General features: G+C 72.4%; 24 protein-coding genes. 3 read left to right on the top strand and 21 right to left on the bottom strand.

Annotated features, from left to right (window positions below; translation table 11 throughout):
- Positions 1 to 27 precede the first annotated feature (27 nt).
- The 10 genes from pafA to E4P41_RS07130 form a co-directional block, all read right to left on the bottom strand.
- Positions 28 to 1,386, bottom strand: coding sequence for a Pup--protein ligase (gene pafA / locus E4P41_RS07175; RefSeq protein WP_135140214.1), 1,359 nt, complete (start codon positions 1,384 to 1,386; stop codon positions 28 to 30).
- Positions 1,387 to 1,868: 482 nt separating this feature from the next.
- Positions 1,869 to 2,732, bottom strand: coding sequence for a proteasome subunit alpha (prcA, locus tag E4P41_RS07165; protein WP_135140213.1), 864 nt, complete (start codon positions 2,730 to 2,732; stop codon positions 1,869 to 1,871).
- A 4-nt stretch (positions 2,733 to 2,736) separates the two neighbouring features.
- The gene (gene prcB / locus E4P41_RS07160) at positions 2,737 to 3,579 is read right to left on the bottom strand and encodes a proteasome subunit beta (protein WP_135140212.1); all 843 of its coding nucleotides are present in this window, start codon (positions 3,577 to 3,579) and stop codon (positions 2,737 to 2,739) included.
- Positions 3,580 to 3,720: 141 nt separating this feature from the next.
- Positions 3,721 to 4,431: an endonuclease VII domain-containing protein gene (locus E4P41_RS07155; protein WP_135140211.1), complete on the bottom strand. Its 711-nt coding sequence runs from the start codon at positions 4,429 to 4,431 to the stop codon at positions 3,721 to 3,723.
- A gap of 23 nt (positions 4,432 to 4,454) precedes the next feature.
- Positions 4,455 to 4,664 carry a ubiquitin-like protein Pup gene (locus tag E4P41_RS07150; protein ID WP_135140210.1) on the bottom strand — a complete coding sequence of 70 codons (210 nt, stop codon included), beginning with the start codon at positions 4,662 to 4,664 and terminating at the stop codon, positions 4,455 to 4,457.
- A 149-nt stretch (positions 4,665 to 4,813) separates the two neighbouring features.
- Positions 4,814 to 5,302, bottom strand: coding sequence for a GNAT family N-acetyltransferase (locus tag E4P41_RS07145; RefSeq protein ID WP_209307577.1), 489 nt, complete (start codon positions 5,300 to 5,302; stop codon positions 4,814 to 4,816).
- Positions 5,303 to 5,552: 250 nt separating this feature from the next.
- Entirely contained in the window at positions 5,553 to 7,058 is a 1,506-nt protein-coding gene (gene dop / locus E4P41_RS07140) for a depupylase/deamidase Dop (RefSeq protein WP_135140209.1), read from the bottom strand.
- 10 nt (positions 7,059 to 7,068) lie between these two features.
- Positions 7,069 to 7,215 (bottom strand): hypothetical protein, encoded by a 147-nt coding sequence (locus tag E4P41_RS21955; protein ID WP_167760956.1) that lies wholly within the window; start codon positions 7,213 to 7,215, stop codon positions 7,069 to 7,071.
- A gap of 185 nt (positions 7,216 to 7,400) precedes the next feature.
- Positions 7,401 to 9,125: a proteasome ATPase gene (gene arc / locus E4P41_RS07135; RefSeq protein WP_245177160.1), complete on the bottom strand. Its 1,725-nt coding sequence runs from the start codon at positions 9,123 to 9,125 to the stop codon at positions 7,401 to 7,403.
- Between the two features lie 230 nt (positions 9,126 to 9,355).
- Positions 9,356 to 10,189, bottom strand: coding sequence for a tRNA (adenine-N1)-methyltransferase (locus E4P41_RS07130; RefSeq protein WP_135140225.1), 834 nt, complete (start codon positions 10,187 to 10,189; stop codon positions 9,356 to 9,358).
- Between the two features lie 132 nt (positions 10,190 to 10,321).
- On the opposite strand from E4P41_RS07130, the gene E4P41_RS07125 reads away from it, so the two are divergent.
- A complete protein-coding gene (locus E4P41_RS07125; RefSeq protein ID WP_135140224.1) occupies positions 10,322 to 11,269 on the top strand; it encodes a PD-(D/E)XK nuclease family protein in 948 nt (315 codons plus the stop codon).
- Between the two features lie 18 nt (positions 11,270 to 11,287).
- On the opposite strand, the gene E4P41_RS07120 is transcribed toward E4P41_RS07125, so the two are convergent.
- The 3 genes from E4P41_RS07120 to metH all read right to left on the bottom strand — a co-directional run bounded on the left by E4P41_RS07120 (position 11,288) and on the right by metH (position 17,470).
- The gene (locus tag E4P41_RS07120; RefSeq protein ID WP_135140207.1) at positions 11,288 to 12,097 is read right to left on the bottom strand and encodes a hypothetical protein; all 810 of its coding nucleotides are present in this window, start codon (positions 12,095 to 12,097) and stop codon (positions 11,288 to 11,290) included.
- Between the two features lie 809 nt (positions 12,098 to 12,906).
- Positions 12,907 to 13,590, bottom strand: coding sequence for an HAD family phosphatase (locus E4P41_RS07115; RefSeq protein WP_245177159.1), 684 nt, complete (start codon positions 13,588 to 13,590; stop codon positions 12,907 to 12,909).
- Positions 13,591 to 13,666: 76 nt separating this feature from the next.
- Entirely contained in the window at positions 13,667 to 17,470 is a 3,804-nt protein-coding gene (gene metH / locus E4P41_RS07110; RefSeq protein WP_135140206.1) for a methionine synthase, read from the bottom strand.
- A gap of 114 nt (positions 17,471 to 17,584) precedes the next feature.
- On the opposite strand from metH, the gene E4P41_RS07105 reads away from it, so the two are divergent.
- On the top strand, positions 17,585 to 18,448 hold the full coding sequence (locus E4P41_RS07105; RefSeq protein ID WP_135140205.1) for a PAC2 family protein: 864 nt from the start codon (positions 17,585 to 17,587) through the stop codon (positions 18,446 to 18,448).
- A 178-nt stretch (positions 18,449 to 18,626) separates the two neighbouring features.
- Here the strand turns inward: E4P41_RS07105 and E4P41_RS07100 are convergent, their stop codons facing one another.
- A complete protein-coding gene (locus tag E4P41_RS07100) occupies positions 18,627 to 19,661 on the bottom strand; it encodes an HD domain-containing protein (protein ID WP_135140204.1) in 1,035 nt (344 codons plus the stop codon).
- Positions 19,661 to 20,989, bottom strand: coding sequence for a cysteine--1-D-myo-inosityl 2-amino-2-deoxy-alpha-D-glucopyranoside ligase (mshC, locus tag E4P41_RS07095; protein WP_245177158.1), 1,329 nt, complete (start codon positions 20,987 to 20,989; stop codon positions 19,661 to 19,663). Before mshC ends, E4P41_RS07100 begins: the two co-directional genes overlap by 1 nt.
- A gap of 75 nt (positions 20,990 to 21,064) precedes the next feature.
- Between mshC and E4P41_RS07090 the strand changes: the two genes are divergently transcribed.
- Positions 21,065 to 21,781 carry a maleylpyruvate isomerase family mycothiol-dependent enzyme gene (locus E4P41_RS07090; RefSeq protein WP_135140203.1) on the top strand — a complete coding sequence of 239 codons (717 nt, stop codon included), beginning with the start codon at positions 21,065 to 21,067 and terminating at the stop codon, positions 21,779 to 21,781.
- Positions 21,782 to 21,790: 9 nt separating this feature from the next.
- Here E4P41_RS07090 and E4P41_RS07085 read toward each other — a convergent pair whose 3' ends face one another.
- From E4P41_RS07085 to E4P41_RS07055, 6 genes are all read right to left on the bottom strand, one after another.
- On the bottom strand, positions 21,791 to 22,177 hold the full coding sequence (locus E4P41_RS07085; RefSeq protein ID WP_135140202.1) for a VOC family protein: 387 nt from the start codon (positions 22,175 to 22,177) through the stop codon (positions 21,791 to 21,793).
- A gap of 202 nt (positions 22,178 to 22,379) precedes the next feature.
- Positions 22,380 to 23,135 (bottom strand): SCO1664 family protein, encoded by a 756-nt coding sequence (locus tag E4P41_RS07080; protein WP_135140201.1) that lies wholly within the window; start codon positions 23,133 to 23,135, stop codon positions 22,380 to 22,382.
- Positions 23,136 to 23,154: 19 nt separating this feature from the next.
- Positions 23,155 to 23,706 carry a DUF3090 family protein gene (locus tag E4P41_RS07075; protein WP_135140200.1) on the bottom strand — a complete coding sequence of 184 codons (552 nt, stop codon included), beginning with the start codon at positions 23,704 to 23,706 and terminating at the stop codon, positions 23,155 to 23,157.
- 46 nt (positions 23,707 to 23,752) lie between these two features.
- Positions 23,753 to 24,454 carry a histidine phosphatase family protein gene (locus E4P41_RS07070; protein ID WP_135140199.1) on the bottom strand — a complete coding sequence of 234 codons (702 nt, stop codon included), beginning with the start codon at positions 24,452 to 24,454 and terminating at the stop codon, positions 23,753 to 23,755.
- A gap of 438 nt (positions 24,455 to 24,892) precedes the next feature.
- The gene (locus tag E4P41_RS07060; RefSeq protein WP_135140198.1) at positions 24,893 to 25,174 is read right to left on the bottom strand and encodes a hypothetical protein; all 282 of its coding nucleotides are present in this window, start codon (positions 25,172 to 25,174) and stop codon (positions 24,893 to 24,895) included.
- 119 nt (positions 25,175 to 25,293) lie between these two features.
- Positions 25,294 to 26,127 carry an undecaprenyl-diphosphate phosphatase gene (locus tag E4P41_RS07055; protein WP_135140197.1) on the bottom strand — a complete coding sequence of 278 codons (834 nt, stop codon included), beginning with the start codon at positions 26,125 to 26,127 and terminating at the stop codon, positions 25,294 to 25,296.
- Between the last annotated feature and the right edge of the window lie 85 nt (positions 26,128 to 26,212).

Raw genomic sequence — 26,212 nt, 5'->3', positions numbered from 1 at the left:
CCACGAGCTCGCAGCACTCGACGGCGGTCACATCGAGGCGATCAGCTTGTCCACGCGCTCGTCGACGGCCTTGAACGGATCTTTGCACAGGACGGTGCGCTGGGCCTGGTCGTTGAGCTTCAGGTGCACCCAGTCGACGGTGAAGTCCCGGCGCTTCTCCTGTGCCCGACGGATGAACTCCCCGCGCAGCCGGGCGCGGGTCGTCTGCGGCGGCACGTTCTTGGCCTCGAACACCCGCGGCTCGTGAGCCACCCGGTCGACCTGGTTGTTGCGCTCGAGCAGGTAGTACAGGCCGCGCTTGCGGCTGATGTCGTGGTAGGCGAGGTCCATCTGCGCGACCCTCGGGTGCGACAGCGGCAGGTCGCGCTTGGCCCGGTAGCGCTCGATGAGCTGGTACTTGGTGGCCCAGTCGATCTCCCGGTCGATGAGCGAGAGGTCGCCGGTGTCGACGGCCTTGAGCACCCGGCCCCACAGCTCGAGCATCTGCCGGTGCACCGGGCCGAAACCCTCCCGGTCGACGAACTCAGCGGCCCGGGAGTGGTACTCGGACTGGATCTCCAGCGCCGACATCTCCCGACCGTTGGCCAGCCGTACCCTGCGCCGTCCGGTCATGTCGTGGCTGATCTCCCGGATGGCGCGGATCGGGTTCTCCAGCGCCATGTCCCGGATCGGGACGCCGGCCTCGATCATCCGCAGCACCAGGTCGGTGACGGCGACCTTGAGCAGCGTCGTCGTCTCGTTCATGTTCGAGTCGCCGACGATGACGTGCAGCCGCCGGTACCGCTCGGCGTCGGCGTGCGGCTCGTCGCGGGTGTTGATGATCGGCCGCGAGCGGGTGGTGGCGGACGAGACGCCCTCCCAGATGTGCTCGGCGCGCTGGCTGACGCAGTAGATGGCGCCCCGCGGGGTCTGTAGCACCTTGCCGGCGCCGACGACGATCTGCCGGCTGACCAGGAACGGGATGAGGACGTCGGCCAGGCGGCTGAACTCCCCGTGCCGGCCGACCAGGTAGTTCTCGTGACAGCCGTAGCTGTTGCCGGCGGAGTCGGTGTTGTTCTTGAACAGGTAGATGTCGCCGGTGACGCCCTCCTCGGCCAGCCGCTGCTCGGCGTCGACCAGCAGCCCCTCGAGGATCCGCTCCCCGGCCTTGTCGTGGACGACGAGCTCGGTGAGGTCGTCGCATTCGGCGGTGGCGTACTCGGGGTGGCTGCCCACGTCGAGGTAGAGCCGGGAGCCGTTGCGCAGGAAGACGTTGGAGCTGCGTCCCCACGACACCACACGGCGGAACAGGTAGCGGGCCACCTCGTCCGGGGACAGCCGGCGCTGGCCCCGGAAGGTGCACGTGACGCCGTACTCGGTCTCGATGCCGAAGATCCGTCGTTCCACGATCCGACTCTAGGCGCCGATGCCGACGCGAGCCGCCTCCCGGCGCCGCGTGCCGCCCGCGTGGGCGTCGTGCTAGCCCGTCCGGGCGTCCAGCCGGCGCAGGAGGTCGTCCGCGGCGTCGACGATCTCGCCGTGTAGAAGGACTGCCCCGCACCGGAGAAGGGCCCCGTCCTCCCCGCCCCTCGCACGCTCGGGGCGGTGCCCGGGACGGGGCCGGCTGCGGGGCCCTGCAGCGGGCCACTCGCCGTAGGGGAACTCGTAGCGCTCCTTGGTGTGCTCGGACGCGTCGGGGTCGACGGCCAGGTGCCAGGCGCCGTAGCCGTCGTGGCCGTGCGTGTCGATCTCCTCGTTCTCCTCGGCCGCGGACGGTGCCGCATGGGACCACTCGGTGCCGCGGTCGACCGTGCCGGCGCCCGGACGGTGGCCCCCGTGCAGGGTCCCGCCGCGAGCCTGCGAGCGGTGGGGGGCACGGGGGTCCTTGCTCAGGTGGTGGGGGCCTCTCCCCCGCTGCCCGCCGTCCCCCCGCTGTCGGGCGCGCCGGGCTCGCCGAGCCCCGCAGGGGTACCCGGCTGCGGGACGCTCGGCGAGTGCGCGGCGGTGTGCGGCTCCTCGCCCGCGGGGACGGCACCGGTCTCCTCGCGCCCCAGCAGCGTGCCCAGCGCGTGCCCGATGATCCGCCGGAAGGCCCGCTTGGGACGCCGCCGGTCGAGGACGGCGACCTCGAGCTGCTCGGCGGAGAGCAGCGTAGGACCGCCGTTGCCGGCCGTGGTGGCCGGGCTGACCGCCGACAGCGCCTGCACGCCGACTCCGAGCGCCTCGGCCAGGCCCATGCCGGGGAGGAAGTGCTCGCGCAGGTTGGCGCTCACCGCCTCGGCCTGGCCCCCCATGACGATGAAGTCGGGCTCGTCGACGACCGAGCCGTCGAAGGTCAGCCGGTAGAGCTGGTCGGTCTCCGGGGTCTCGCCCACCTCGGCGACGCAGAGCTCGACCTCGTAGGGCTTCATCTGCTGGGTGAAGATCTCGCCGAGGGTCTGCGCGTAGGCGTTGGCGATGACCCGGCCGGTGACGTCGCGGCGGTTGTAGGAGTAGCCGCGGACGTCGGCCAGCCGCACGCCGGCCACGCGCAGGCTCTCGAACTCGCTGTAGCGGCCGACCGCAGCGAAGCCGATCCGGTCGTAGAGCTCCCCGACCTTGTGCAGCGTGGAGCTGGGGTTCTCGGCGATGAACAGCACGCCGTCGGCGTAGGTGACGACGGCGACGCTGCGGCCGCGGGAGATGCCCTTGCGCGCGTACTCCGAGCGGTCGCGCATCAACTGCTCGGGCGAGGCGTAGTACGGCATGGTCATGGCGTCAGCCCTGCCCGTCCGCGGCGGACCGCTCGTCGATGATGCCGGCGGCGACGGCGGCGACCTCGTCGTCGGGAAGCCGGACGGCCCCCTCGGCGTCCACCCGGTACACGATCGGGTACAGCCGGCGCACCGGGTCCGGGCCGCCGGTGGCAGAGTCGTCGTCGGCAGCGTCGTACAGGGACTCCACGAGGCTGCGCGTGGCGGCGTCCTCGGCCAGGCCCGGCCGCCAGGTCTTCTTCAGCGAGTTGCGGGCGAACAGCGAGCCGGAGCCGACGGCGGTGTAGCCGCGCTCCTCGTAGTTCCCGCCGGTGACGTCGTAGCTGAAGATCCGGCCCGGGGAGGTGTCCGGGGCGGCGTCGAGGTCGTACCCGGCGAACAGTGGGACGACGGCCAGGCCCTGCAGCGCCGCGCCGAGGTTGCCGCGGATCATCTGGGCCAGCCGGTTGGCCTTGCCGTCGAGGGAGAGCGTGAGGCCCTCGATCTTCTCGTAGTGCTCGAGCTCGACCTGGTAGAGCCGGACCATCTCGATGGCGATGCCGGCCGCGCCGGCGATGCCGATGACCGACCAGGCGTCGGCCGGGTAGACCTTCTCGATGTCCCGGCTGGAGATCAGGTTGCCCATGGTAGCCCGGCGGTCGCCGCCCATGAGGACGCCGCCCTCGTAGGTGACCGAGACGATCGTGGTGCCGTGCGGCGCGATGTCACCGACCGGCAGCTGCGGGACCGGGCGGCGGCCCGGCAACAGGTCGGGGGCGGTAGCCGCGAGGAAGTCGGTGAACGAGGAACCCACCCGGTCCAGGTAGGCGGGCGGGAACCCGCTCCGGCCAGCTGACGTCTCGTTCACCCATCCGCCTCTCGCCCGCGTGCCGGTGTCTCTCTTGCTCTCGCTGGCGACCCTACCGGCGACGCGGAAGGGTGGCTGTCCGGCCGGGGCGAACAGCGTGCCGCCTCGGCGCAGGATGGGACTCGGGCGGTGGCTCGACGATCAGCTGCTCGCCTGCATCGCCTTCCAGCGGGCGAACCCATGGCTGCACCGCCGGTCACGCGAGACGCCAGGCCGGCGCTGACCGAGCCCCTCCCCGACCTCCGGCCGGCTGTTGACGGATTCTCCCGAGGCCCGGTGTCGCTCGACATAGTCGGCGGCCGCACGGAGTACCTCGGGCTCGTCCTTGAACTGGCCGAGCCCGCCGTTGCAGTTGAAGCAGAGCAGGTCTCGGACGAGTCCTGTCTCATGGTCATGGTCGACGTGGAGCGCCGGCGCGTCCCGACAGATGGCGCAAAGCCCGCTCTGCGCCTCGAGCATCGTGTCGGCCTCCTCGGCCGTGATGCCGTACCGCCGTCTGAGGTGATACGTGCGCGACCCGCCGATCTTGTCCTTGGACGCCTCGCCCCGGATGTTATGGCAGGGCTTGCAGTAGGGCGCCCACCCGGTTGGCTGGCTGGCGTTCCGGACGAAATCTTGCAAGGGCTTGACGAGCCGGCAGTCCGGGCACCACTTGTGGCCGTCCGGCACCTCGATGTCCCGCTTGTGACGTGACTTGGGCGGCCCTCGACGCGCGTCCTTCGAGTGCAGCAGGCGCCGCCGCGCGTGAACCTTGCAGTAGAAGCTCAGGCCGTCCTGTCGCGACCGGTCGCGTGTGAACTCTCCAGCGGGCCTCAGCTCACCACAGTCCCGACAATACTTTTCAATGACCATCCCTCAGCCATTCCATGAATGGTCTATTGGCCCCCCTTTTGCACATAGCTCCTAACGAATTCCTCGGAATTTTCCTCCAATACCTCGTCAATTTCGTCGAGAATGGAGTCGAGGTCTTCAGTGACCTCCTTGTGCCGCTCGGCGACCTCGGCGTCGACCGATGCCTCGACCTCCTCACTCTCCTCCCGGCTGCGCGTCGAGCGCTGCTGACCGCCGCTGTCCCTCGTGGCCATGGGTTCCTCCAGGTGCAGGTGGTGGCTGGTGCCTGCCGATGAAGCTACCCGCGAGGTGTGACATCCGGAGGCCGACCGAACGGGCGGGCAGGAGGGCAACGGGTGGGTCGGCCGGTACGCAGGCCGGAGTGCGAGCGACCAACGGGGAGCTACGGATCGACCGGTGGTCGGATCGCCGCGCTGCTCCTCAGCCACGTCTCGCGGCTGAGTTCGTACTCCACCTCGACGTACTCGGATCCGGCGATCACCTCCGGCCAGTCCCCGAAGAAGGTGCGGGCGTACTGGAGTCCCACCTTCTCCATGACCCTGCGCGAAGCCGCGTTGACCGTCATCGTGGTGGCCACGACGCGCCGCACCCCCCACTCGGTGAAGGCCATCGCGAGCAGGGCACGGGCGCCCTCCGTCGGGTACCCGTGCCCCCACGCGTCCCTGCGCAGCCGGTACCCCAGCTCCGCACTCGTCGGATCGCCGTCTAGCGGGCGCAGCTCCAACCAGCCCAGGAAGTGTCCCGTGCTCAGTTGCTCGGCCGCCCAGAAGCCGGGCATCCCCGTGCACGCGTGCCGGTGGAGGAAGCGGGGCAGGTGCGCGTCGGCGAGCGTGCGGCGTGGCGTCGGTCGGCCGCCGGTGAGAAACCGCATGACCTCGGGATCGCTGTCCAGGGGCCACCAACTCGTCGAGGTCGCCGGCGTCCAGCTCGCGGACGACCAGCCGCTCGGTCGTGAGGAGGATGCCTCGTCGTCCGCCCGTCATTGCAGCCACCGGCTCCCTTCCTGTCCGACCGGCATGCACCGGTGCCGTCCGCCGCTGCCCCGGCCCAGCCCACCGACGCAACCCGCGCAGTCTCTCGCTCGGGCTTCCTGGACTCGGCGGCTCGCCCCGGGCCCGGACTCAGCCGCCGGTGATGGTGTCGACCAGCTCCTGCGCCGAGGACGTCGACTCGAACAGCTCCCCGACGTGGTCCCGCGTGCCGCGCAGCGGCTCCATCGTCGGGATGCGCACGAGGTTCTCCCGGCCCAGGTCGAAGACCACCGAGTCCCACGACGCCGCGGCCACCTGGGCCGGGTAGCGGCGCAGGCACTCGCCGCGGAAGAACGCCCGCGTGTCCGCGGGCGGGCGCAGCATCGCCGTCGCCACCTCGCCGTCGGTGAGCAGCCGCTGCATGGAGCCGCGGGACACCAACCGGTGATAGAGCCCCTTCTCCGGCCGGACGTCGGAGTACTGCAGGTCGACCAGGCGCAGCCGGGAGTCGCCCCAGGCGAGGTCGTCGCGCGAGCGGTAGCCCTCCAGTAGCCGCAGCTTCGCCGGCCAGTCCAGCCGGTCGGCGCAGCGCATCGGGTCCACCGCCAGGTCCTCGAGCACCTCGGCCCACCGGCGGAGGACGTCGGCGGTCTGCCCGTCGCCGTCCCCGTGCCGGTCGACGTGCCGCTGCGCCATCTCCAGGTAGGCCTGCTGCACCTCCAGGGCGGTCATCCGACGCCCGTCGCGCAGGCGGACCTGGTGGGTGAGCGACGGGTCGTGGCTGATCGCCTGCAGCGCTTCCACGGGCTCCTCGATCGAGAGATCCTGGGTGAGGGTGCGCGCCTCGATCATGTCGAGCACCAGCGCCGTCGTCCCGACCTTGAGGTAGGTCGAGAGCTCGGCCAGGTTGGCGTCGCCGATGATCACGTGCAGCCGGCGGTACTTATCGGCGTCGGCGTGCGGCTCGTCGCGGGTGTTGATGATCGGCCGCTTGAGGGTCGTCTCCAGGCCCACCTCGACCTCGAAGAAGTCGGCCCGTTGCGAGAGCTGGAAGCCCTGCATGCGGCTCTCGGTGCCGATGCCCACCCGTCCGGAGCCGGCGACCACCTGGCGGGTGACGAAGAACGGGATCAGCCCGCGGATGATGTCGAGGAACGGCGTCCGCCGGTCCATCAGGTAGTTCTCGTGCGCCCCGTACGAGGCGCCCTTCCCGTCGGTGTTGTTCTTGTACAGCTGGATCGCACTCGTGCCGGGGACCCGCGCGGCCCGCCGGGCCGCCTCGGCCATCACCTGCTCCCCCGCCTTGTCCCACAGGACGACGTCGCGCGGGTTGGTGACCTCCGGCGTCGAGTACTCCGGGTGCGCGTGGTCGACGTAGAGGCGGGCCCCGTTGGTGAGGATGACGTTGGCCATCCCCGAGTCCTCGTCGAGGTCGGTGTGGTCCAGCGCCTGGGCCGGGGAGAGGTCGAAGCCGCGGGCGTCGCGCAGCGGCGACTCCTCCTCGAAGTCCCAGCGCGGCCGGCGCGGGGTCGGCGCCTCGGCCACCGCCCACGCGTTGACGACCTGGCTGGACAGCGTCGTCGGGTTCGCCGTCGGCTGCCCGGGCACCGAGATGCCGTACTCGACCTCGGTACCCATGACCCGCCGCACGCTCATGCGTCCAACCCTAGGCGTCGTGGCCGACGGCGTCGGGGACGACGGCGTCGGGGACGACGGCGTCCGGGGCGGGCGCACGCCGCGGACCACGGACGACGACGGCCCGGCCCCGCGCCGCAGCGGGGACCGGGCCGTCGTCCGGCCCCGTCCAGGGCACCGCCGCCGGCCCCGTCCCGAGGTACGGTCCCGTCCCGAGGCACGGCCTCGTCCGGGCACCGCCCCGAGCTCGCGAGGGATGGGGGGACGGGGTCCTTCTCCGAGGGGTGAGGAGAACGGGGTCCTTCGACGGTGGGGAGGACGGGGTCCTTCCAGAGGTCCTTCTCCTACAGGTACTGGCCGCTCCTACAGGTACTGGCCGGTGTTGGTCGCGGTGTCGATCGCGCGGCCGGACTCGGTGCCCTTGCCGCTGATGAGCGTGCGGATGTAGACGATCCGCTCGCCCTTCTTGCCCGAGATCCGCGCCCAGTCGTCGGGGTTGGTGGTGTTGGGCAGGTCCTCGTTCTCCTTGAACTCGTCGAGGCAGGCCTGCATGAGGTGGCCGACGCGCAGCCCGGCGGCGCCGGTCTCCAGCCGCTCCTTGATCGCCATCTTCTTCGCCCGGTCGACGATGTTCTGCAGCATCGCGCCGGAGTTGAAGTCCTTGAAGTACAGGACCTCCTTGTCGCCGTTGGCGTAGGTGACCTCGAGGAAGCGGTTCTCCTCACTCTCGGTGTACATCCGCTCGACGGTCCGCTGGATCATCCCGGCGACGGTCGCCTCTCGGCTGTTGCCGTGCTCGGCGAGGTCGTCGGGGTGCAGCGGCAGCGTGGTGGTCAGGTACTTGCTGAAGATGTCGCGGGCGGCCTCCGCGTCCGGCCGCTCGATCTTGATCTTCACGTCCAGCCGGCCGGGCCGCAGGATCGCCGGGTCGATCATGTCCTCGCGGTTGGAGGCGCCGATGACGATGACGTTCTCCAGCCCTTCCACGCCGTCGATCTCGCTGAGCAGCTGCGGCACGATCGTCGACTCGACGTCCGAGGACACCCCCGACCCGCGGGTGCGGAAGATCGAGTCCATCTCGTCGAAGAACACGATCACCGGTGTGCCCTCGCCGGCCTTCTCGCGGGCTCGCTGGAACACCAGCCGGATGTGCCGCTCGGTCTCGCCGACGTACTTGTTGAGCAGCTCGGGGCCCTTGATGTTGAGGAAGTAGGACTTGGCCTGCCCCTCCCCCTTCACCGCGGCGACCTTCTTGGCCAGCGAGTTGGCGACCGCCTTGGCGATCAGCGTCTTGCCGCACCCGGGCGGGCCGTAGAGCAGGATGCCCTTCGGCGGGCGCAGCTCGTACTCGCGGAACAGGTCGGCGTGCAGGAACGGCAGCTCGACGGCGTCACGGATCTGCTCGATCTGCCGGGACAGGCCGCCGATGTCGGCGTAGTCGATGTCGGGGACCTCTTCGAGGACGAGCTCCTCGACCTCGCTCTTGGGAATCCGCTCGTAGACGTAGCCCGAGCGGGTCTCCAGCAGCAGCGAGTCGCCGCTGCGCAGCGGCTGGTCGGCGAGGGACTCGGCGAGGTGGACCACCCGCTCCTCGTCGGTGTGCCCGATGACCAGCGCCCGCGGTGCCTCGCCGGCGATCGGCTCGAGCAGCTCCTTGAGCATCACGACGTCGCCGGCCCGCTCGAAGCCGCACGCCTGGACGACGTTCATCGCCTCGTTGAGCATGACCTCCTGGCCGTGCTGGAGGTCGTCGGCCTCCAGCGCCGGGGAGACCGAGACCCGCAGCTTGCGGCCGCCGGTGAAGACGTCGACCGTGCCGTCGTCGTGACGGGTGAGGAAGACGCCGTAGCCCGACGGCGGCTGGCCGAGCCGGTCGACCTCCTCCTTGAGCGTGACCAGCTGGTCGCGCGCGTCGCGCAACGTGGTGGCGAGCTTGTCGTTGCGCTCGGACAGGAACGCCGCACGACCCTCGGCCTCCGCGACCCGCTCCTCCAGCAGGCGCACCTGCCGGGGGCTGTCGGCCACCTTGCGGCGCAGCAGACCGATCTCCTCCTCCAGGTAGGAGATCTGGCTGAGCAGCGCTGCCACGTCACGCTCACGCCGCGCTCGGAACTCGTCGGGACCATTGCCAAGACCGGGGCCCATCGCGCACCTCCGACACGTCGGGAGAGCCAGGACGCAAATCTATACACGCCCGGCGACAGCGTGCCCGGGGCTCGCGGACGAGGCGGCCCCGCTGCAGGCGGAAGGACCCCGGCCCCCTCACGCCTCACAAGCTCGGCGCGAGCCTCTGGCCGGGGCCGGTGTGGACAGTCCTTTCAGCCCCTGCTGGGACGCCGCTGGCGCACCGGTGCCACGACGCCCTCCGCGAGCCGCCGCGCCGTGACGAGGAACGCGGTGTGCGCGACCATCCGGTGCTCCGGCCGGACGGCGAGGCCGACGGCGTGCCAGGGTCGCAGCAGCGACTCCCAGGCGTGCGGCTCGGTCCACACGCCCTGCGCCCGCAGCGCCTCCACGTAGGTCGACAGCTGCGTCGTCGTCGCGACGTACCCGACGAGCACGCCGCCGGGCCGCAGCGCCGCGGCCACGGTGGGCAGCACGGCCCACGGCTCCAGCATGTCGAGGACGACGCGGTCGACGACCTCGTCGGCGGGGTGCTCGGCGAGGTCGCCCAGCCGCAGCGACCAGTTGCCCGGGACCTCGCCGAAGAAGGCGCCGACGTTGGCACGGGCCACGTCGGCGAAGTCCTCCCGCCGCTCGTAGCTCGTGACGCTGCCCCGCTCCCCCACCGCACGCAGCAGCGAGCAGGTCAGCGCTCCCGACCCGGCGCCGGCCTCGAGCACGCGCATCCCGGGGCCGACGTCGCCGAAGCCCACGATCTGGGCGGCGTCCTTGGGGTAGATGACCTGCGCGCCGCGCGGCATCGAGAGCACGAAGTCGGCCAGCAGCGGCCGGAACGCCAGGTAGCCGGTGTTCGCCGTCGAGTGGACGACGGAGCCCTCCGGAGCGCCGATGAGATCGTCGTGCGCGATCGCGCCGCGGTGGGTGTGGAAGAGCCTGCCGGGCTCGAGGACGACGGTGTGCAGTCGACCCTTGGGATCGGTGAGCTGCACCCGGTCGCCGGCGACGAAGGCCCCGGGGACCGGTGCCAGCTGCGGCGCGTCGGCGGCCTCGAGGGTCTGCTGCTGGTCCACGGGCGGCCAGCCTACGGAGACGCCACCGCGTCCCGGCGCGCGCTCTCGGAACTGTCGGCGGGCGCACCTAGCCTCGTGCACGTGACGACGATGGTGCAGACCGGGCAGCCGGCGGACGCGGCTGCCTCTTCCTCGGGCGCGCCCGTCGACGAGACGGCAGCCCCGCGCCGGCCCTCGCTGTCTCCGAGCCGGGCGGCCGACTTCAAGACCTGTCCCCTGCTCTACCGGTTCCGCACGATCGACCGGCTGCCCGAGCGCAAGAGCCTGGCGGCGGTCCGCGGCACCCTGGTGCACACGGTGCTCGAGCGCCTCTACGACCTGCCCGCCCGACAGCGGACGGTCGAGGCGGCGCGCGAGCTGCTCGCGCCGGCGTGGGAGGAGCTGCGGGCCGACCCGGAGGTGGCGGAGCTCTTCGCCGAGGACGTGGCCGCCGGCGAGGCGTCTCCCGAGCAGTCCCTGGACGCCTCGTCACTGGAGGCATGGCTGGCCTCGGCAGGCCGGCTGGTGGAGACCTACTTCTCGCTGGAGGACCCGTCGCGGATCGAGCCGCACGGCCGCGAGGAGCTGGTCGAGGTCACGCTGCCCGACGGGCTGCTGCTGCGCGGCTACGTCGACCGGCTCGACGTCGCGCCCAACGGGGCCATCCGGGTGGTCGACTACAAGACCGGGTCGATGCCGCGCGAGGCGTTCGAGGGCAAGGCCCTGTTCCAGATGAAGTTCTACGCGCTGGTGCTGTGGCGCACCCGCGGCGTGGTGGCCAGCCAGCTCAAGCTGCTCTACCTGGGCGACGGCGACGCGTTGACCTACGCGCCCGACGAGGGCGAGCTGGTGCGCTTCGAGCGCACCCTGCAGGCGATCTGGACGGCGATCGAGCGGGCGGTGGCGGCCGGCGACTTCCGGCCCAACCGCACCAGGCTGTGCGACTGGTGCGACCACCAGGCGCTGTGCCCGTCGTTCGGCGGCACGCCCCCGCCGTTCCCCGCCGAAGCGGCGGCCGCCGCCGGGTGGCAGACGCTGCCGCTGATCGACCACGCCTGATTCGAGGTGGGGGGCGGGTCAGACCGACTCTTGCTCGCCGAGACCGAGCAGATCGTCGCCCAGCGAGTCGTCTGTCATGGCGTGGCCACTGCCGAAACTCTTGAGGACCACACCGGTCGCATTGCCCCGCGGAAGCCTGTCCGCATGGAAGAGTTCGATCGAACGGCAGACCTCGCAGTGCCGCTGGACCACAAACGGGGTCAGATCGACGCATCGCTCACGGCAGACCAACATGTACAGGCGGCCGTCCTCCAAAGGCGCGGCCGACGTGATCCGCCCCTTCTCGAACTCCGGGTGGTCGCCCATCGCCCACCAGACAAAGACGTCGAACACCCGCTCCCGCGACCGGTAGGAGCTGGACCGTGTCACGACCCACGGACTCTCCTTGAGGAACATCGCCTGGTCCAAGGCGGCCTCCAACCGGGGCAACAGACCGGCGAGGCGCTCCGCAGCTTCGGGGTTGGTCCGCGGCGCGGAGCCGTGGGCCCAGCGGTTGCGCTCCTCCACCAGCGCCTGCAGGTTGCCCAGCAACGATCCCCTGCCGCGAGCCGACCGATGCACCTTTGACAGGCCTGGTACCGCGTCGGGCGTGTCGACCGCGCGTTGTGCCGCCGCCCGGAGAACGTCGTGCCAGCTGCCCTGGGTCACACCGCGGTCGTACGCCCGTCGTAGGGACGTCAGCCCCTCGATCGCCGGGTCGACCGATCTCAACCAGGCCGCCGCGACCGCTCCCGCGCTGATGCTGAGCGCATCAGCGACCTCGAGCAGCGACTCGTACTGCTCCTTGGCGGTCGGGGCCGCCTGGAGCGCCCTGACGGTGCGGGCCACGGGGAAGGGCAGCTCCCGCGCCGCAGCGAGTATCGGCGACGACGCAACGGCATCCTCGCTGATTGGTGTGGGGGGTGACTCGGATGGGCGGTCGTGAGAGCCCTGCCGTGGGGGGCTGGGCGACCTCGTCGCCGCCCTCGTCGCCTGGCGGGTCGGCGCTCCGGTTGTCGGCCCCTGAGCTGTCGTCGGGGCCGTCGTGGCCGTGGTCGCCGATCCTCCGTCCGTCGATCGCGCGGCTCCGTCGACCCGTGGGGCGGCGGCACGGCGGCGTTGCGCACGTCGCCAACGCACGCGACGGACCTTCAGCCGGACCATGGCGGGGAACACCGCGAACAGCAGCGTCCACACCAGTGACCCCAGCAGGACGTCGAGCCAGCGCGGCAGTGGACTCGGCTGCTCACTCGTGCCCAACGCTGTGATGGACAGGCACGTCATCGCGAGCGTCCACCAGGCCAGCGGGTCACGGTACGGCGGCGCGTCGTACAGGCGGGCCAGGAGAGCGTTGGGCCGGCGGGGTCGGGGCGGGGGCGGCGCGTGCGCCTCGTGCTCACCGTCGACGGTCACGTCCGCATCGTCCCGCACGCTCCCACGTCCGCGAAAATCCGCCGCCGGTGCTGGCCGAGGGTGGTCGACGCGGCTCAGCCGACGCGCGAGGCGGCGCGGGCGCACTCCATCCCTGCGCACTCGCCGCTCGCGAGGCCGTCAGATGATCATGAAGTTGCGGTGGCGACACGCCTACGTGCGCCGGCGTGTCGCCACTCGAAATTCATGATCGTCGGGATGACGGCGGTCGCGGTGCCGCTGCTCGCTCAGGTGCAGGCGTCGACGGCGTCGCGGGCGGCCAGCACCTCGGCCAGGTCGGCCAGCCGCACGCCGGCCAGGGTGTCGCGCAGCACCAGCCCGGGCATCGGCGGCAGCGGCTGCAGGGACGGGACGCCGAGCACCGCGGCACCGGCCGCCACGCCCGCCGTGACCCCGGCCAGGGAGTCCTCGAGCACCACGCAGCCGGCGGCGTCCACCCCGAGGGCGGCCATCGCCTGCAGGTAGGGCGCCGGGTCGGGCTTGCGGACGGGCACCTCGTCGCCGCAGACGGTGACGTCGAAGGCGGGCAGCCCGGGCAGGTCGCGCTGGATCTGGGCCAGCACCAGGTCGGCCAGCCGCCGCGGCGTGGTTGTCACCAGCGCCGTCGGCAGCGCGGCGTCCCGGGCCTCGGTCAGCAGCTCGCGGGCGCCCGGCCGCCAGGTGACCGGGCCGGTCAGCAGGTCGGCGACGGCGTCCTCGATCCAGCGGCCGTCGGCGCGCATCTCGGCCTCGCCGCGGCTCACCCCGAGGTCGGCGTAGAGGATGCCCAGCGACGTCCGCATGCTCGTGCCGACCGTGCGCTCGCGCGCCTCGGGCGACATCTCGCCGCCCAGCCGGCGGGCGAGGGCGAACATCGCCTCGCCCCAGTGCTGCTCGGTCTCGACGAGCGTGCCGTCCATGTCGAAAAGCACCGCACCGAGCGCAGCCGTGTTGCCCCGCTGCAGGGGCCCGCGCCGAGCTTGCGAGGTGTGGGAGGCAGCGGGGTCCTTAATCGGTGCGGTACCCCAGGTTCGGGGAGAGCCACCGCTCGGCCTCCGCGAGCGTCCAGCCCTTGCGGCGGGCGTAGTCCTCGACCTGGTCGCGGCCGATGCGGCCCAGGGTGAAGTAGCGGGACTGCGGATGGGAGAAGTACAGGCCGCTGACCGCGGCGCCGGGCCACATGGCCATGCTCTCGGTGAGCGTGATGCCGGTGGTGGCCTCGACGTCGAGCAGTTCCCAGATGATCCGCTTCTCGGTGTGCTCCGGGCACGCCGGATAGCCCGGCGCCGGACGGATCCCCCGGTACTTCTCGGCGATCAGCGCGTCGTTGTCGAGGTGCTCGTCGGCGGCGTAGCCCCAGAACTCCCGGCGCACCCGCTCGTGCAGCCGTTCGGCGAACGCCTCGGCGAGCCGGTCGGCCAGCGCCTCCAGCAGAATCGCGCTGTAGTCGTCGTTCGCGGCCTTGAACGCCGCGACCCGCTCGGCCGAGCCGAGGCCCGCGGTGACGGCGAACGCGCCGACGTAGTCGCGCAGCTCCGTCTCCTTCGGCGCCACCAAGTCGGCCAGCGACTTGCGCGGCGAGCCGTCCCGGCCCTCCGTCTGCTGGCGCAGCTGGTGCAGCGTGGTCCGGACGGCGCGGCGCGACTCGTCGGTGTAGACCTCGATGTCCTCGCCGTCCACCCGGTTGGCCGGGAACAGGCCGAGCACGCCCCTGGCCTGCAGCCAGCCCTCGGAGACGATCCGGTCGAGCATCGCCTGCGCGTCCTCGTACAGCCGCCGCGCGGCCTCGCCGCTGGCCGGGTTGTGCAGGATGTCGGGGAACCGGCCGCGCATCTCCCAGGCGTTGAAGAACGGCTGCCAGTCGATGTAGCCGCGCAGTTCCTCGAGCGGGTAGTCGGCGAAGACCTTCGTGAACTGGGTGGCCTCGCCGTGCAGGTGGTCGCAGTCGGGCCCGGTACAGACGTCCTTGGCCTGCTGAAGCAGCATCCGCGGCCGCGGCGGTGCGTAGTCGCTCCAGTCGACCGGCGTCGCCGCAGCGCGGGCGGCGTCGAGCGGGAGCAGCGCGCGGGTGTCCCGGCGGGCGGCGTGCCGCTCGCGCAGGCCGGCGTACTCGGTCTCCACCTCGGCCAGCAGTTTCGGTCGCTGCTCGTTGGACAGCAGCGCGGCGACCACGGGCACCGACCGGGACGCGTCCTTCACCCAGATGACCGGCCCGTGGTAGCGCGGGGCCACCTTGACCGCCGTGTGCGCGCGCGACGTCGTCGCCCCGCCGATGAGCAGCGGGATGTCGAAGCCCTGCCGCTCCATCTCGGCGGCGAGGTTGCTCATCTCGTCCAGGGACGGGGTGATCAGCCCGGAGAGGCCGATGACGTCGGCGCCCTCCTGCTTGGCGGCCTCGAGCACCTGCTGCGCCGGCACCATGACGCCGAGGTCGACGACGTCGTAGTTGTTGCACTGCAGGACGACGCCGACGATGTTCTTGCCGATATCGTGGACGTCGCCCTTCACGGTGGCCATGACGACCTTGCCGTTGCTGCGCTCGGCGTCGCCCGGCTGCTTCTCCGCCTCGATGAACGGGATGAGGTGGGCGACGGCCTTCTTCATCACGCGCGCGGACTTCACCACCTGCGGCAGGAACATCTTGCCGGCGCCGAACAGGTCGCCGACGACGTTCATGCCGTCCATCAGCGGCCCCTCGATGACCTCGATCGGCCGACCGCCGCGCTCGCTGATCTGGACCCGGAGCTCCTCGGTGTCGCTCTCGGCGAACTCGTCGATGCCCTTGACGAGGGCGTGGGTGATGCGCTCGGCCACCGGCAGCGACCGCCACTCCTCCGTGGCGACCTCCTTGACCGCGCCGTCCCCGGCGTACTCGCCGGCGATCTCCAGCAGGCGCTCGGTGCTGTCGGGGCGGCGGTTGAGGACGACGTCCTCGATGCGCTCGCGCAGCCGCTCGGGCACCTCGTCGTAGACCTCCAGCGCCCCGGCGTTGACGATGCCCATGTCCATGCCGGCCGCGATCGCGTGGTACAGGAAGACCGCGTGGATCGCCTCCCGCACGCGGTTGTTGCCGCGGAAGGAGAAGGAGACGTTCGAGACCCCGCCCGAGACCAGCGCGCCCGGCAGGTTCTGCTTGATCCAGCGCGTGGCCTCGATGAAGTCGAGCCCGTAGTCGGCGTGCTCCTCGATGCCCGTGGCCACGGCGAAGACGTTCGGGTCGAAGATGACGTCCTCGGCCGGGAAACCGACCTGGTCGACGAGGATGTCGTAGGCGCGCCGGCAGATCTCCTTGCGCCGGTCGAGGGAGTCGGCCTGGCCCTGCTCGTCGAAGGCCATGACGACGACGGCGGCGCCGTGCTTGCGGCACAGCCGCGCGTGGCGGACGAACTCCTCCTCCCCCGCCTTGAGGGAGATGGAGTTGACGATCGACTTGCCCTGCACGCATTTGAGGCCGGCCTCGATGACCTCCCACTTGGAGGAGTCGACCATCACCGGCACGCGGCAGATGTCGGGCTCGGCGGCGACCAGCTTGAGGAAGCGGTCCATCGCCTCGACGCCGTCGATCATCCCCTCGTCCATGTTGACGTCGATGACCTGGGCGCCGGCCTCCACTTGCTGGCGGGCGACGGCCAGCGCGGTCGGGTAGTCGCCCTCGCGGATGAGCTTGCGGAAGCGGGCCGAGCCGGTGATGTTGGTCCGCTCGCCGACGTTGACGAACAGGCTGTCCTCGGTGACCGTCAGCGGCTCGAGACCGGAGAGCAGCAGGGCCGGGGTCGACTCGGGCACCGTCCGCGGGGCGCGGCCCTCGACGGCTGCGGCGATGGCGGCGATGTGCGCCGGCGTGGTCCCGCAGCAGCCGCCGACCAGGTTGACCAGGCCGGCCTCGGCGAACTCGGCGAGGACGGCGGCGGTCTCCTCCGGAGACTCGTCGTACTCGCCGAAGGCGTTGGGCAGGCCGGCGTTCGGGTAGCAGGAGACGAAGGTGTCGGCGATCCGCGACAGCTCGGCGAGGTAGGGCCGCATCTCCGCAGCGCCGAGCGCGCAGTTCAGCCCCACGAGCAGCGGCCGCACGTGCCTGACCGAGTGCCAGAACGCCTCGGTGACCTGGCCCGACAGCGTCCGGCCCGACGCGTCGGTGATCGTGCCCGAGATCATCACCGGCCAGCGCCGACCGCGCTCCTCGAACAGCGTCTCCAGCGCGAAGATGGCGGCCTTGGCGTTGAGCGTGTCGAAGATCGTCTCGATCAGCAGGACGTCGACCCCGCCGTCGACCAGGCCGCCCGCCTGCTCCAGGTAGGCCAGGGCGAGTTCGTCGAAGGTGACGTTGCGGGCGCCGGGGTCGTTGACGTCCGGGGAGATGGACGCCGTGCGGCTGGTCGGCCCCAGGGCGCCCACGACGTAGCGCGGCTTGTCCGGCGTGCGCGCGGTCATCGCGTCGCACTCGGCGCGGGCCAGCCGCGCCGACGCCACGTTGATCTCGTAGGCGAGGTCGGACATGCCGTAGTCGCGCAGCGAGATCGCCGTGGCGTTGAAGGTGTTGGTCTCGATCAGATCCGCGCCGGCCTCGAGGTACTCCCGGTGGATGCCGGCGATGATGTCGGGCGCGGTGATGCTCAGCAGGTCGTTGTTGCCCTGGACGTCGGTGTGCCAGTCGGCGAAGCGCTCGCCGCGGTAGCCGGCCTCGTCGGGCCGGTCGCGCTGGATCGCCGTCCCCATAGCGCCGTCGAGCACCAGGATCCGCTGTTCGAGCATCGCCGTGAGCTCCGCCGTGGCATCCGGGCGGAGGGCGCTCGACTCGTCGCGGGACTGCACCGAGCCAGGGTAGCCGCCCGCGGAGGCACCGGGTCGCCCGCGCGAGGGACGCCGGTCCCGCCGTCCGGGCCGAGCACCGCGGCGGGACGGCGCGGCCGACGTAGGCTCGCAGGGGTGATCGACCCGAAGTCCACCCCTGAGGACCTGCCCCGGCTCGACGACCCGGTCGTGGTCGTCGCCTTCGAGGGCTGGAACGACGCCGGGGACGCCGCCACCGGGGCGCTCGAGCACCTCGAGCTCATCTGGGACGCCACCCCGCTCGCCGCGCTCGACCCCGAGGACTACTACGACTTCCAGGTCAACCGGCCCACCGTCTCGCTGATCGGCGGGGTCAGCCGCCGGGTCGAGTGGCCCACCACGCGCATCTCCGTGGCCCGCCCACCGGACTCCGGGCGCGACGTCGTCCTCATCCGCGGGATCGAGCCCAACATGCGCTGGCGCGGCTTCTGCGAAGAGCTCATCGAGCTGTGCCAGGAGCTCGACGCCCGCACCGTCGTCGGCCTGGGCGCGCTGCTGGCCGACACCCCGCACACCCGGCCCACTCCGGTCTCCGGCTCGGCCTACGACACCGAGTCGGCCGAGAGGTGGGGCCTGGAGACGTCCCGGTACGAGGGCCCCACCGGCATCCTGGGGGTCTTCCAGGACGCCTGCGTGCAGGCCGGCCTCCCGGCGATCAGCTTCTGGGCCGCCGTCCCCCACTACGTCTCCCAGCCGCCGTCGCCGCGGGCCACCGTGGCGCTGCTGCAGCGGGTCGAGGAGGTCCTCGAGCTCCCCGTCCCGCTGGGCGCGCTGCCGCAGCAGGCCGAGGACTGGGTCAAGACCGTCGACGAGATGGCCAACGAGGACGCCGAGGTCGTCGAGTACGTGCGCTCGCTCGAGGAGCGGGCCACCGAGTCCGACCTGTCCAACGCCAACGGCGACTCGATCGCCCGCGAATTCGAGCGCTACCTCCGCCGCCGGGGTTCTTCTCCCGGCTGAACGAGGTGCCGGCTGTGACGGCTCTTCCCGCGGGGTCGCCCTCTCCTCGCGAGTTCGACGGTCTCCGGATCGTCGGGGTCTGATCGCCCCGATTTCATCGTGCTCGTGGTGCGGTCTGTTGGGGATAGCGGAGGTCGTCCGACCCGTGGGGTACAACCGCGGGGCGATGGACGGCGGACTACTGGGGGCGCAGCAGCGGGCGCATGCGCGCTGACGCGTCGGCGGCGAAGAGTCGGTCGTGCGTCGAGAGCGCGAACCGGTCGGTCATCCCGGAGACGTAGTCGACGACCTGGGTCACCGGGTCGGCCTCGGTGTCCCGGTAGGACGCCGGGATCAGCTCGGGGTGGGCCAGGTGGTGGTCGACCAGCCGCCGGGTGACGTCGATGGCCAGCTGCTTCTGCCCGGCCGCGGTCTCCGAGGCGTACACCCGCTCGAACATGAAGGCCCGCAGCTCGTGCATGGCCTCCAGCGGCTCGGGCGCCATGACCACCGATCCCCCGTCGGCCAGCGAGCCCGCGACGACCGCGTCGATCATGGCCCCGACCATCCGGCTGCCCGGATCGCCGAAGACGCCGCGCGCCCGGGCCGGGAGATCCTCGACCCGCAGCACCCCGGCGCGGACGGCGTCGAGCGCGTCGTGGGACAGGTAGCCGATGCGGTCCGCGTAGCGCACGCACTCCGCCTCGCGGGTGGTGGGCGGCGGGGTGATCTTCCAGCTGTGCGCGCGGATGCCGTCGCGGACCTCCCAGGTGAGGTTGAGGTGCTCGAGCACCTCGACGATCCGCACCCCCTGGGCGGCGTGGTGCCAGCCGCCGGGGACGTAGGGCCCCAACGCGTCCTCGCCGATGTGCCCGAACGGCGAGTGGCCCAGGTCGTGGCCGAGCGCGATCGCCTCGGCGAGGGTCTCGTTGAGGCCCAGTGCCCGGGCCAGCGAGCGGGCCACCTGGGTGACCTGCAGCGTGTGGGTCAGCCGGGTGACGAAGTGGTCGCCGTCGGGGTTGAGGAAGACCTGCGTCTTGTGCTTGAGCCGGCGGAAAGCCTTGGCGTGCAGGATCCGGTCGCGGTCCCGCTCGAAGGCGGTGCGCAGGGCGTCCTCGGCCTCGGGGACGGCGCGGCCGCGCGTGGCGGTGGAGCGGGTGGCCGCCGGCGCGAGCGCCTGCTCCGCGCGCTCCCGGGCCGCCCGGTCGACCAGCCGGAAGGACCCCTCGCCCATCAGTGCGCCCGGGACGCCGGGCCGTCGAGTGCTCTGCCGGGGACGCACGGGTCCAGCGCCACGCCCAACAGCGCGACGCCCAACAGCGCGTCGACCGCGTCGGCGACGACGGTCGGCGCGCCGTCGTCGGTCTCGTCGCCCGGTGCGGCGGCGAGGGTCTGCTCGGCCCACGTGTCGACGAGGGCGATGGCGCCGGGGCTGTCGAGGTCGTCGGAGAGCCGCTCGCGCAGGCCCTGCAGCACCGGGGCGGCCGGGGCGCCGGCGTCGCGGGCGACCGCGCGGCGCCAGGTGGCCAGCCGCCGCTCCGCCGTCCGCAGCAGGTCCGGCGTCCAGGCGCGGTCGGTGCGGTAGTGCCCGGCCAGCAGCGCCAGGCGGATCGCCATCGGGTCGACGCCCTCGCCGCGCAGCTTGGAGACGAACACCAGGTTGCCGCGGCTCTTGCTCATCTTCTCGCCGTCCAGGCCGATCATCGCCGCGTGCACGTAGGTCCGGGCGAAGGGCTGCTTCACCCCCGTCGCCGAGGAGGAGAGCGCCTCGGCGTGGACGGCGGAGAACTCGTGGTGCGGGAAGACCAGGTCGCTGCCGCCGCCCTGGACGTCGAAGCCCATCCCGATCGTCTCCAGCGCGATCGTGGCGCACTCGATGTGCCAGCCGGGGCGGCCGGCGATGCCCTTCGGCCCGGGCCAGGACGGCTCCCCCGGCCGCTGCCCGCGCCAGAGCATCGGGTCGAGCCGGTTGCGCTTGCCGGGGCGGTCGGGGTCGCCCCCGCGCTCGGCGGAGAACCGGAGCATGGTGGCGTCGTCGTAGCCGGATTCGGCGCCGAAGCCGGGGGCCTGCGCGACGTCGTGGTAGACGTCGCCGGTGCCGTCGTCGAGCACGTAGGCCAGCCCCTCGTCGAGCAGCGTCTCGACGTGGGCGACGATCCGCGGGACCGACTCGACGGCGCCGACGTAGTCGTCGGGCGGCAGCACCCGCAGCGCCGTCATGTCCTCCCGGAACAGCGCGGTCTCGCGCATGCCGAGGACCACCCAGTCCTCGCCGTCCCGCTCGGCGCGCTCGAGCAGCGGGTCGTCGATGTCGGTGACGTTCTGCACGTAGTGGACAGCGGAGCCGCCGTCCCGCCACACCCGGTTGACCAGGTCGAAGGCCAGGTAGGTGGCCGCGTGGCCCAGGTGCGTGGCGTCGTAGGGCGTGATGCCGCAGACGTACATCCGCGCGGTCGTGTCGGGCTGGGTGGCGACCACCTCGCCGCGGGCGGTGTCGTGCACCCTGAGGACCGGACCGGTGCCCGGGAGGGTCGGGAGGAGCGGGGCGGGCCAGGCGAGCACGCATCGAGCCTAGAGGCGGGTACCCACACGACCGGGCCGCCCTCATCCTGTCGGAGGACCACCGGAGGAGGAACCGTGGAGCTGGACGAGTACCTGCCGGTCCTGCAGAAGGCCGACGCGCGCTTCGCCGACGCCGCCGCCGAGGCGGTGCTGGCCCGGGGCTGGGGGGCGCCGGTGCCCGGCTGCTCCGGCTGGACGCTGGCCGACCTGGTCTGGCACCTGGCCGAGGTGCAGCACTTCTGGGCGTGGGTGGTCCGCACCCGGGCGACCGACCCGGGGACCTACGTCGAGCCGGTCCGGCGTCCGGACGACGAGCTGCTCGGCTACGCGCTGGCCCGGTCGGCGGAGCTGGAGACGGTGCTGGCCGGCGCTGACCCGGCCGAGCGGGTGTGGACCTGGGCGCCCCGGCAGGACGTCGGCTTCGTGCTGCGCCGGCAGGCGATGGAGGCGGTCGTGCACACCGTCGACGTCGAGCAGGTGCTCGGCGACGTCCGCCCCCTGCCGGCCGACGTCGGCCTGGACGGACTGGACGAGTGGCTCGAGGTGATGGTCCCCGGCGCCCTGCCGCAGGGACCGCCGGAGGACGCGCATCCCGTCGTCCTGCACGCCGTGGACGCCGGCGTCGAGCGCACCCTCTTCCCCGGCTCCCGACCGGTGCCGATCGCCCGGCTCACCGGCACCGCCGGCGACCTGCTGCTCGCCGTCTGGCGGCGGGTGCCGCTGGAGGTGCTCACCGTGGACGGCGACGGTCTGCAGGCCGCCGCGATGCTCGACGTCGTCCGCCTGGAGTAGGCCGCCGGCTCAGGGCCAGGTGGTGGCGTGCCGGTCGAAGTCCGCGCCGGTCTGGACGCCGACGACGCAGAACACCAGCCCGGCGGGGTCCTTCATCTGCCAGAACGACCCCATGTCCCGGTGCCGCTCCGCACCCGCCGCCTCGAGGCGCGCCACCTCGGCCGGGATGTCGTCGGTCTCGACGTCCACGTGCCAGCGCGGCGGCGTCCCGTGCCCGGTGCGCTGGACCTCGAGATGGAAGCCGTCGGCGAAGGAGCCCAGCGAGGACCAGTGGTCGTCGGCCGGGTCGGGTTCGACCGGGTGGCCGGTCGCGGCGGACCAGAACCGCCGCCCGGCGTCGTGGAGCTCGGGCGGCAGGTCCATCAGCAGGATCGCCAGTCGCGAACGATGCGGCATGGCAGGAATGATGTCCCGCCGAGCGGGGGGCCGGAGGCCTCCGCGACGAGGGCCAGGATGGGCTCCACGCAGCACGGGCACGGCACGTGGCCGCACGCGGTCGGAGGAGTGGGGCCGGAGGCCTCCGCGACGACGGCCGGGATGGGCTCCACGCAGCACGGGCACGGCACCTGGCCGCGTGTGGAGCCCGGTAGAGCGACCATCAAAACGGCGGCCAGGGCAGGGCGGGCCAGTCGCCGCTGGGCTGCGGGTGGCGGCCGGTGCGCAGCAGTTCGGCGACCCGCTGCTGGGTGCGCCGAACCTCGCGACGGGTCAGGTGCTCGTGCAGCTGTTCGCCGAGGTCGCCGAGCAGGTCGCCGGTGAGCCGCTCCAGCACCTCGAGGGCCTCGCCCGGCAGCGGCTGGCCGGCCCAGCGCCACAGCAGGGTGCGCAGCTTCGGGTCGACGGAGAAGCAGATGCCGTGGTCGACGCCGTACACGTGCCCGTCGGACATCGGGATGATGTGCCCGCCCTTGCGGTCGGCGTTGTTCACGACCGCGTCGAAGACCGCCATCCGGCGCAGGCCCGGGTGGTCGGAGCGCACGAACGCGGCCAGGTCGACGGCGGGGTCGCCGTCCACCCACAGCTGCACCATGCCCGGGCCGAACGGACCGTCGCGCAGCACGGTCGGCGGCACGACCCGCCAGCCGGTGGCCGCCGACACCAGCGCCGCGGCGACCTCGCGGCCGGCGAGGGTGCCGTCGGGGAAGTCCCACAGCGGCCGCTCCCCCACGACCGGCTTGTAGACGCACTCGGCCTCGAACTCGTCGGTGCGGATGGCGCCGACGAGGGTGACGTTGCTGGCGTCGAGCATCCGGCCCTCGAGGTCGATCTCGCCCTCGAGCAGCAGGGTGCGCGCCTCGACGTCGTCGGCCGGCGTGCGCAGACCCGCGGTGGCGTCGGCGGGGCGCTCGGTCATCGGGGTGGCGGTGCGGGGCTCAGCGGCGGTAACCGTTCTGCCGCGGGCAGACGTGCCCGGCGGGGTCCAGCGGCAGCGAGCACAACGGGCAGGCCGGCCGGCCCGCGGCCACGACCCGGCGCGCCCGGACGACGAAGGCCCGGGCGGCGGAGGGGGTGATCGTCACCCGCAGCGCGTCGGGGCCTTCCTCGCTGTCGGAGAGGATGACGTCCTCCTCGACCGGCTCGTCGCCGGCGGCCACGGCCTCGACGACGACGGCCTGCGCGTCGCCGTCCCACGCCAGGCCCATCGCGGCCACGCGGAACTCCTCGTCGACCGGGGCGGTGAGCGGCTCCAGGTCGTCGACCTCGGCGTCCGGGGGGACGACGGTGCCCGGCCGGCTGGCGACCTCGTCGAGCAGCTCGTTCATCCGGTCGGCGAGCACCTGCACCTGCGCCTTCTCCAGCGCCACGCTCACCACGCGCCCGGCGGAGTCGGCGGCCTGCAGGTAGAAGGTGCGATCGCCGGGCTGGCCCACCGTGCCGGCGACGAACCGGGACGGGCGGTCGAAGAGGAACAGCTGGCGGGGCACGGGCCCAGGTTACGCGGGCGCGGAGACCGGGCCGGGGACGCCGAGGTCAGACGGTGGCGCCGGCACCCCCGCCGACGACGGCGTCGGAGTCGGTCTTCCGCCGGCGGCGGCCCTTGCGCTTGGGCGGCACGAGCGCGGCGACGTCCCCGCCGGTGTCGTTCATGCGGACGACGAACGGGCGGGTGTCGGTGTAGGTGACCACCGAGACCGACGCGGGGTCGACGACGATCCGCTGGAACTGGTCCAGGTGCAGACCCAGCGCGTCGGCGAGCACCGCCTTGATGACGTCACCGTGGCTGCAGGCCAGCCAGACGGCGTCCGGCCCCAGGCGGGCGTTCCACTCCCGGACGGCGGCGACCGCGCGGGCCTGGGTCTGCGCCAGTCCCTCACCCTCCGGCCCGGGGAAGACCGCCGCCGACGGGTGCTGCTGCACCACCTTCCACAGCGGATCCTTGACCAGCTCCTTGAGCGGGCGGCCGGTCCAGTCGCCGTAGCGGGCCTCGCCGAGCCGGTCGTCGGTGGCCAGCTCGAGGTCGCGCCCGGCGAGGACGGCGGCGGCGGTCTGCCGACAGCGCTCCAGCGGGCTGCTCACCACGGCGGCGAGGGGCACCGGCGCCAGCCGCTCCCCCACCGCCTTCGCCTGCTGCGAGCCGGTCTCGTCGAGCTGCACGCCCGGGGTCCAACCGGCCAGCACGCCGCCGGTGTTGGCCGTCGTCCGGCCGTGCCGCAGGAGGAGAACGGTGGTCACGACGTCCGAGACTAGAGAAAGGACCGTCTTGCCCCCCACCGCTCGCGAGCTCGCGGCAGGACCCTGCGGGAGACCGGACCTCAGCCTCCGCCTGCGGTGTCCACGGCTGCGACCATGTCGTCCAGGCGACGCGACCGCTCCGCTCGACGGCGGATCTGACGGCGTGGCTCGCGGAGTTGGTCGCCGCGCTCGACGTCGGGCCGGTGCACCTCGTGGGCCACTCGGCCGGAGCCCACCTGGCGCTCTCCGCCGGCCTGGAGGGCAGCCCCGTGCCGGCCTCCCTGTCGCTGCTCGACCCGACGGCGTGCTTCGCAGGCTTCAGCCCGCGCTACCTGCTGCGCGCGCTGCCGACACTGGTGCACCCACAGCTGACGGCGTCCCACGGTTCCTGGCCTGGGAGACCCGGGGTCGCACGCTGGACCCGGCGTGGCTGGACGTCTACGTCCGCGGCGCCGCCGAGGTCGCGCGGACGCCTCTCGTCCGGACCCGCCGTCCGCCGAGGGACCGGCTCGCCCGGCTGAGCACGCCGACGCTGGTGGTCGTCGCTGGCCGCAGCCGCGCGCACGACCCGCGCCGGGTGGCGGAGGACGCCCGGTCACTGCTGCCCGACGCCACCGTCGTGGAGCTGCCGGCGGCCAGCCACCACACGATGCGGTCCTGGACGCCGACGAGATCGCCGCGGCCATCGGCGACCACGTCGAGCGGAGCACGCACCGCCATCGTTGATCATGGGCTCGTTGCCGGCGGACACGCCGTGGTCCGCGTGTCCCGGCGCAACAAGCCCATGATCAACTCCGCCGGAGGACTGGAGGAGAGTCGGGGGAGGCCAAGGGGGAAGGTCACTGCGGGTCCAGGACCCCGGCGGCGACGAGGACGAGGACGAACACCCCCAGCACGATCCGGTAGACGACGAACGGCGTGAAGCTGCCGCGGTCGAGGTAGCGCAGCAGCCAGGCGATCACGACCAGCCCGATGCCGAAGGCGAGCACCGTGGCCAGGATCGTCGGCCCCCAGTCGACCGCCTCCCCCGCGACGCCGCCGGTGAGCGCCTCGTACGCCTGGAAGAACCCCGACGCGAGGACGGCGGGGATGGCGAGCAGGAACGAGTAGCGCGCGGCGGCCGCCCGCGAGTACCCGAGGAACAGCCCCATGGTGATCGTGCCCCCGGAGCGGGAGACGCCGGGGACGAGCGCCATGGCCTGGGCGAACCCGAAGGCGATGCCGTGCCCGACGGTCAGCTGGTCCAGCTCCCGTTTCTTGCTGCCCACCCGGTCGGCCCAGTAGAGGACCAGCGAGAAGGCGATGAGGGCGGTCGCGATGATCCGCAGGTCGCGGAAGGTGGTCTCGATGCGGTCCTGGAGCAGCAATCCGAGGACGGCGATCGGCAGGGTGCCGACGATGATCAGCCACCCCATCCGGGCGTCGGGGTCGCTGCGCATGGCGCGGTCGCCGAGCGAGCGCACCCAGGCGCTGATGATCCGTCCGATGTCGTGGCGGAAGTAGAGCAGCACCGCGGCCTCGGTGCCGATCTGCGTGATCGCGGTGAACGCCGCCCCCGGGTCGCCCCACCCGAATGCCTCCCCCACCACCCGCAGGTGCGCGCTCGAGGAGATCGGCAGGAACTCCGTCAGGCCCTGGACCAGCCCCAGGACGACGGCCTCGATCCAGCTCATCGCTTGCTCCGCCCCCGATGGTCGGTGCGGACGGCGACGGGCGGAGGCGCTGCGGACACGACCGTCGACCCTAGAGCTCCCCCGT

The organism is Geodermatophilus sp. DF01-2, assembly GCF_004571065.1.
GTDB lineage: Bacteria > Actinomycetota > Actinomycetes > Mycobacteriales > Geodermatophilaceae > Geodermatophilus.
Note: the sequence above shows the minus strand (reverse complement) of the source record. Positions and strands in the feature narration are given on the sequence as shown.

Excerpts from the sequence above, each read along its gene's own strand:
- prcA (WP_135140213.1), bottom strand. The coding sequence starts at position 2,732 with ATGACCATGCCGTACTACGCCTCGCCCGAGCAGTTGATGCGCGACCGC.
- E4P41_RS07155 (WP_135140211.1), bottom strand. The coding sequence starts at position 4,431 with ATGGTCATTGAAAAGTATTGTCGGGACTGTGGTGAGCTGAGGCCCGCT.
- E4P41_RS07150 (WP_135140210.1), bottom strand. The coding sequence starts at position 4,664 with ATGGCCACGAGGGACAGCGGCGGTCAGCAGCGCTCGACGCGCAGCCGG.
- E4P41_RS07145 (WP_209307577.1), bottom strand. The coding sequence starts at position 5,302 with ATGCGGTTTCTCACCGGCGGCCGACCGACGCCACGCCGCACGCTCGCC.
- dop (WP_135140209.1), bottom strand. The coding sequence starts at position 7,058 with ATGAGCGTGCGGCGGGTCATGGGTACCGAGGTCGAGTACGGCATCTCG.
- E4P41_RS07125 (WP_135140224.1), top strand. The coding sequence starts at position 10,322 with ATGGTGCAGACCGGGCAGCCGGCGGACGCGGCTGCCTCTTCCTCGGGC.
- E4P41_RS07100 (WP_135140204.1), bottom strand. The coding sequence starts at position 19,661 with ATGGGCGAGGGGTCCTTCCGGCTGGTCGACCGGGCGGCCCGGGAGCGC.
- E4P41_RS07085 (WP_135140202.1), bottom strand. The coding sequence starts at position 22,177 with ATGCCGCATCGTTCGCGACTGGCGATCCTGCTGATGGACCTGCCGCCC.
- E4P41_RS07080 (WP_135140201.1), bottom strand. The coding sequence starts at position 23,135 with ATGACCGAGCGCCCCGCCGACGCCACCGCGGGTCTGCGCACGCCGGCC.
- E4P41_RS07060 (WP_135140198.1), bottom strand. The coding sequence starts at position 25,174 with ATGGCGGTGCGTGCTCCGCTCGACGTGGTCGCCGATGGCCGCGGCGAT.
- E4P41_RS07055 (WP_135140197.1), bottom strand. The coding sequence starts at position 26,127 with ATGAGCTGGATCGAGGCCGTCGTCCTGGGGCTGGTCCAGGGCCTGACG.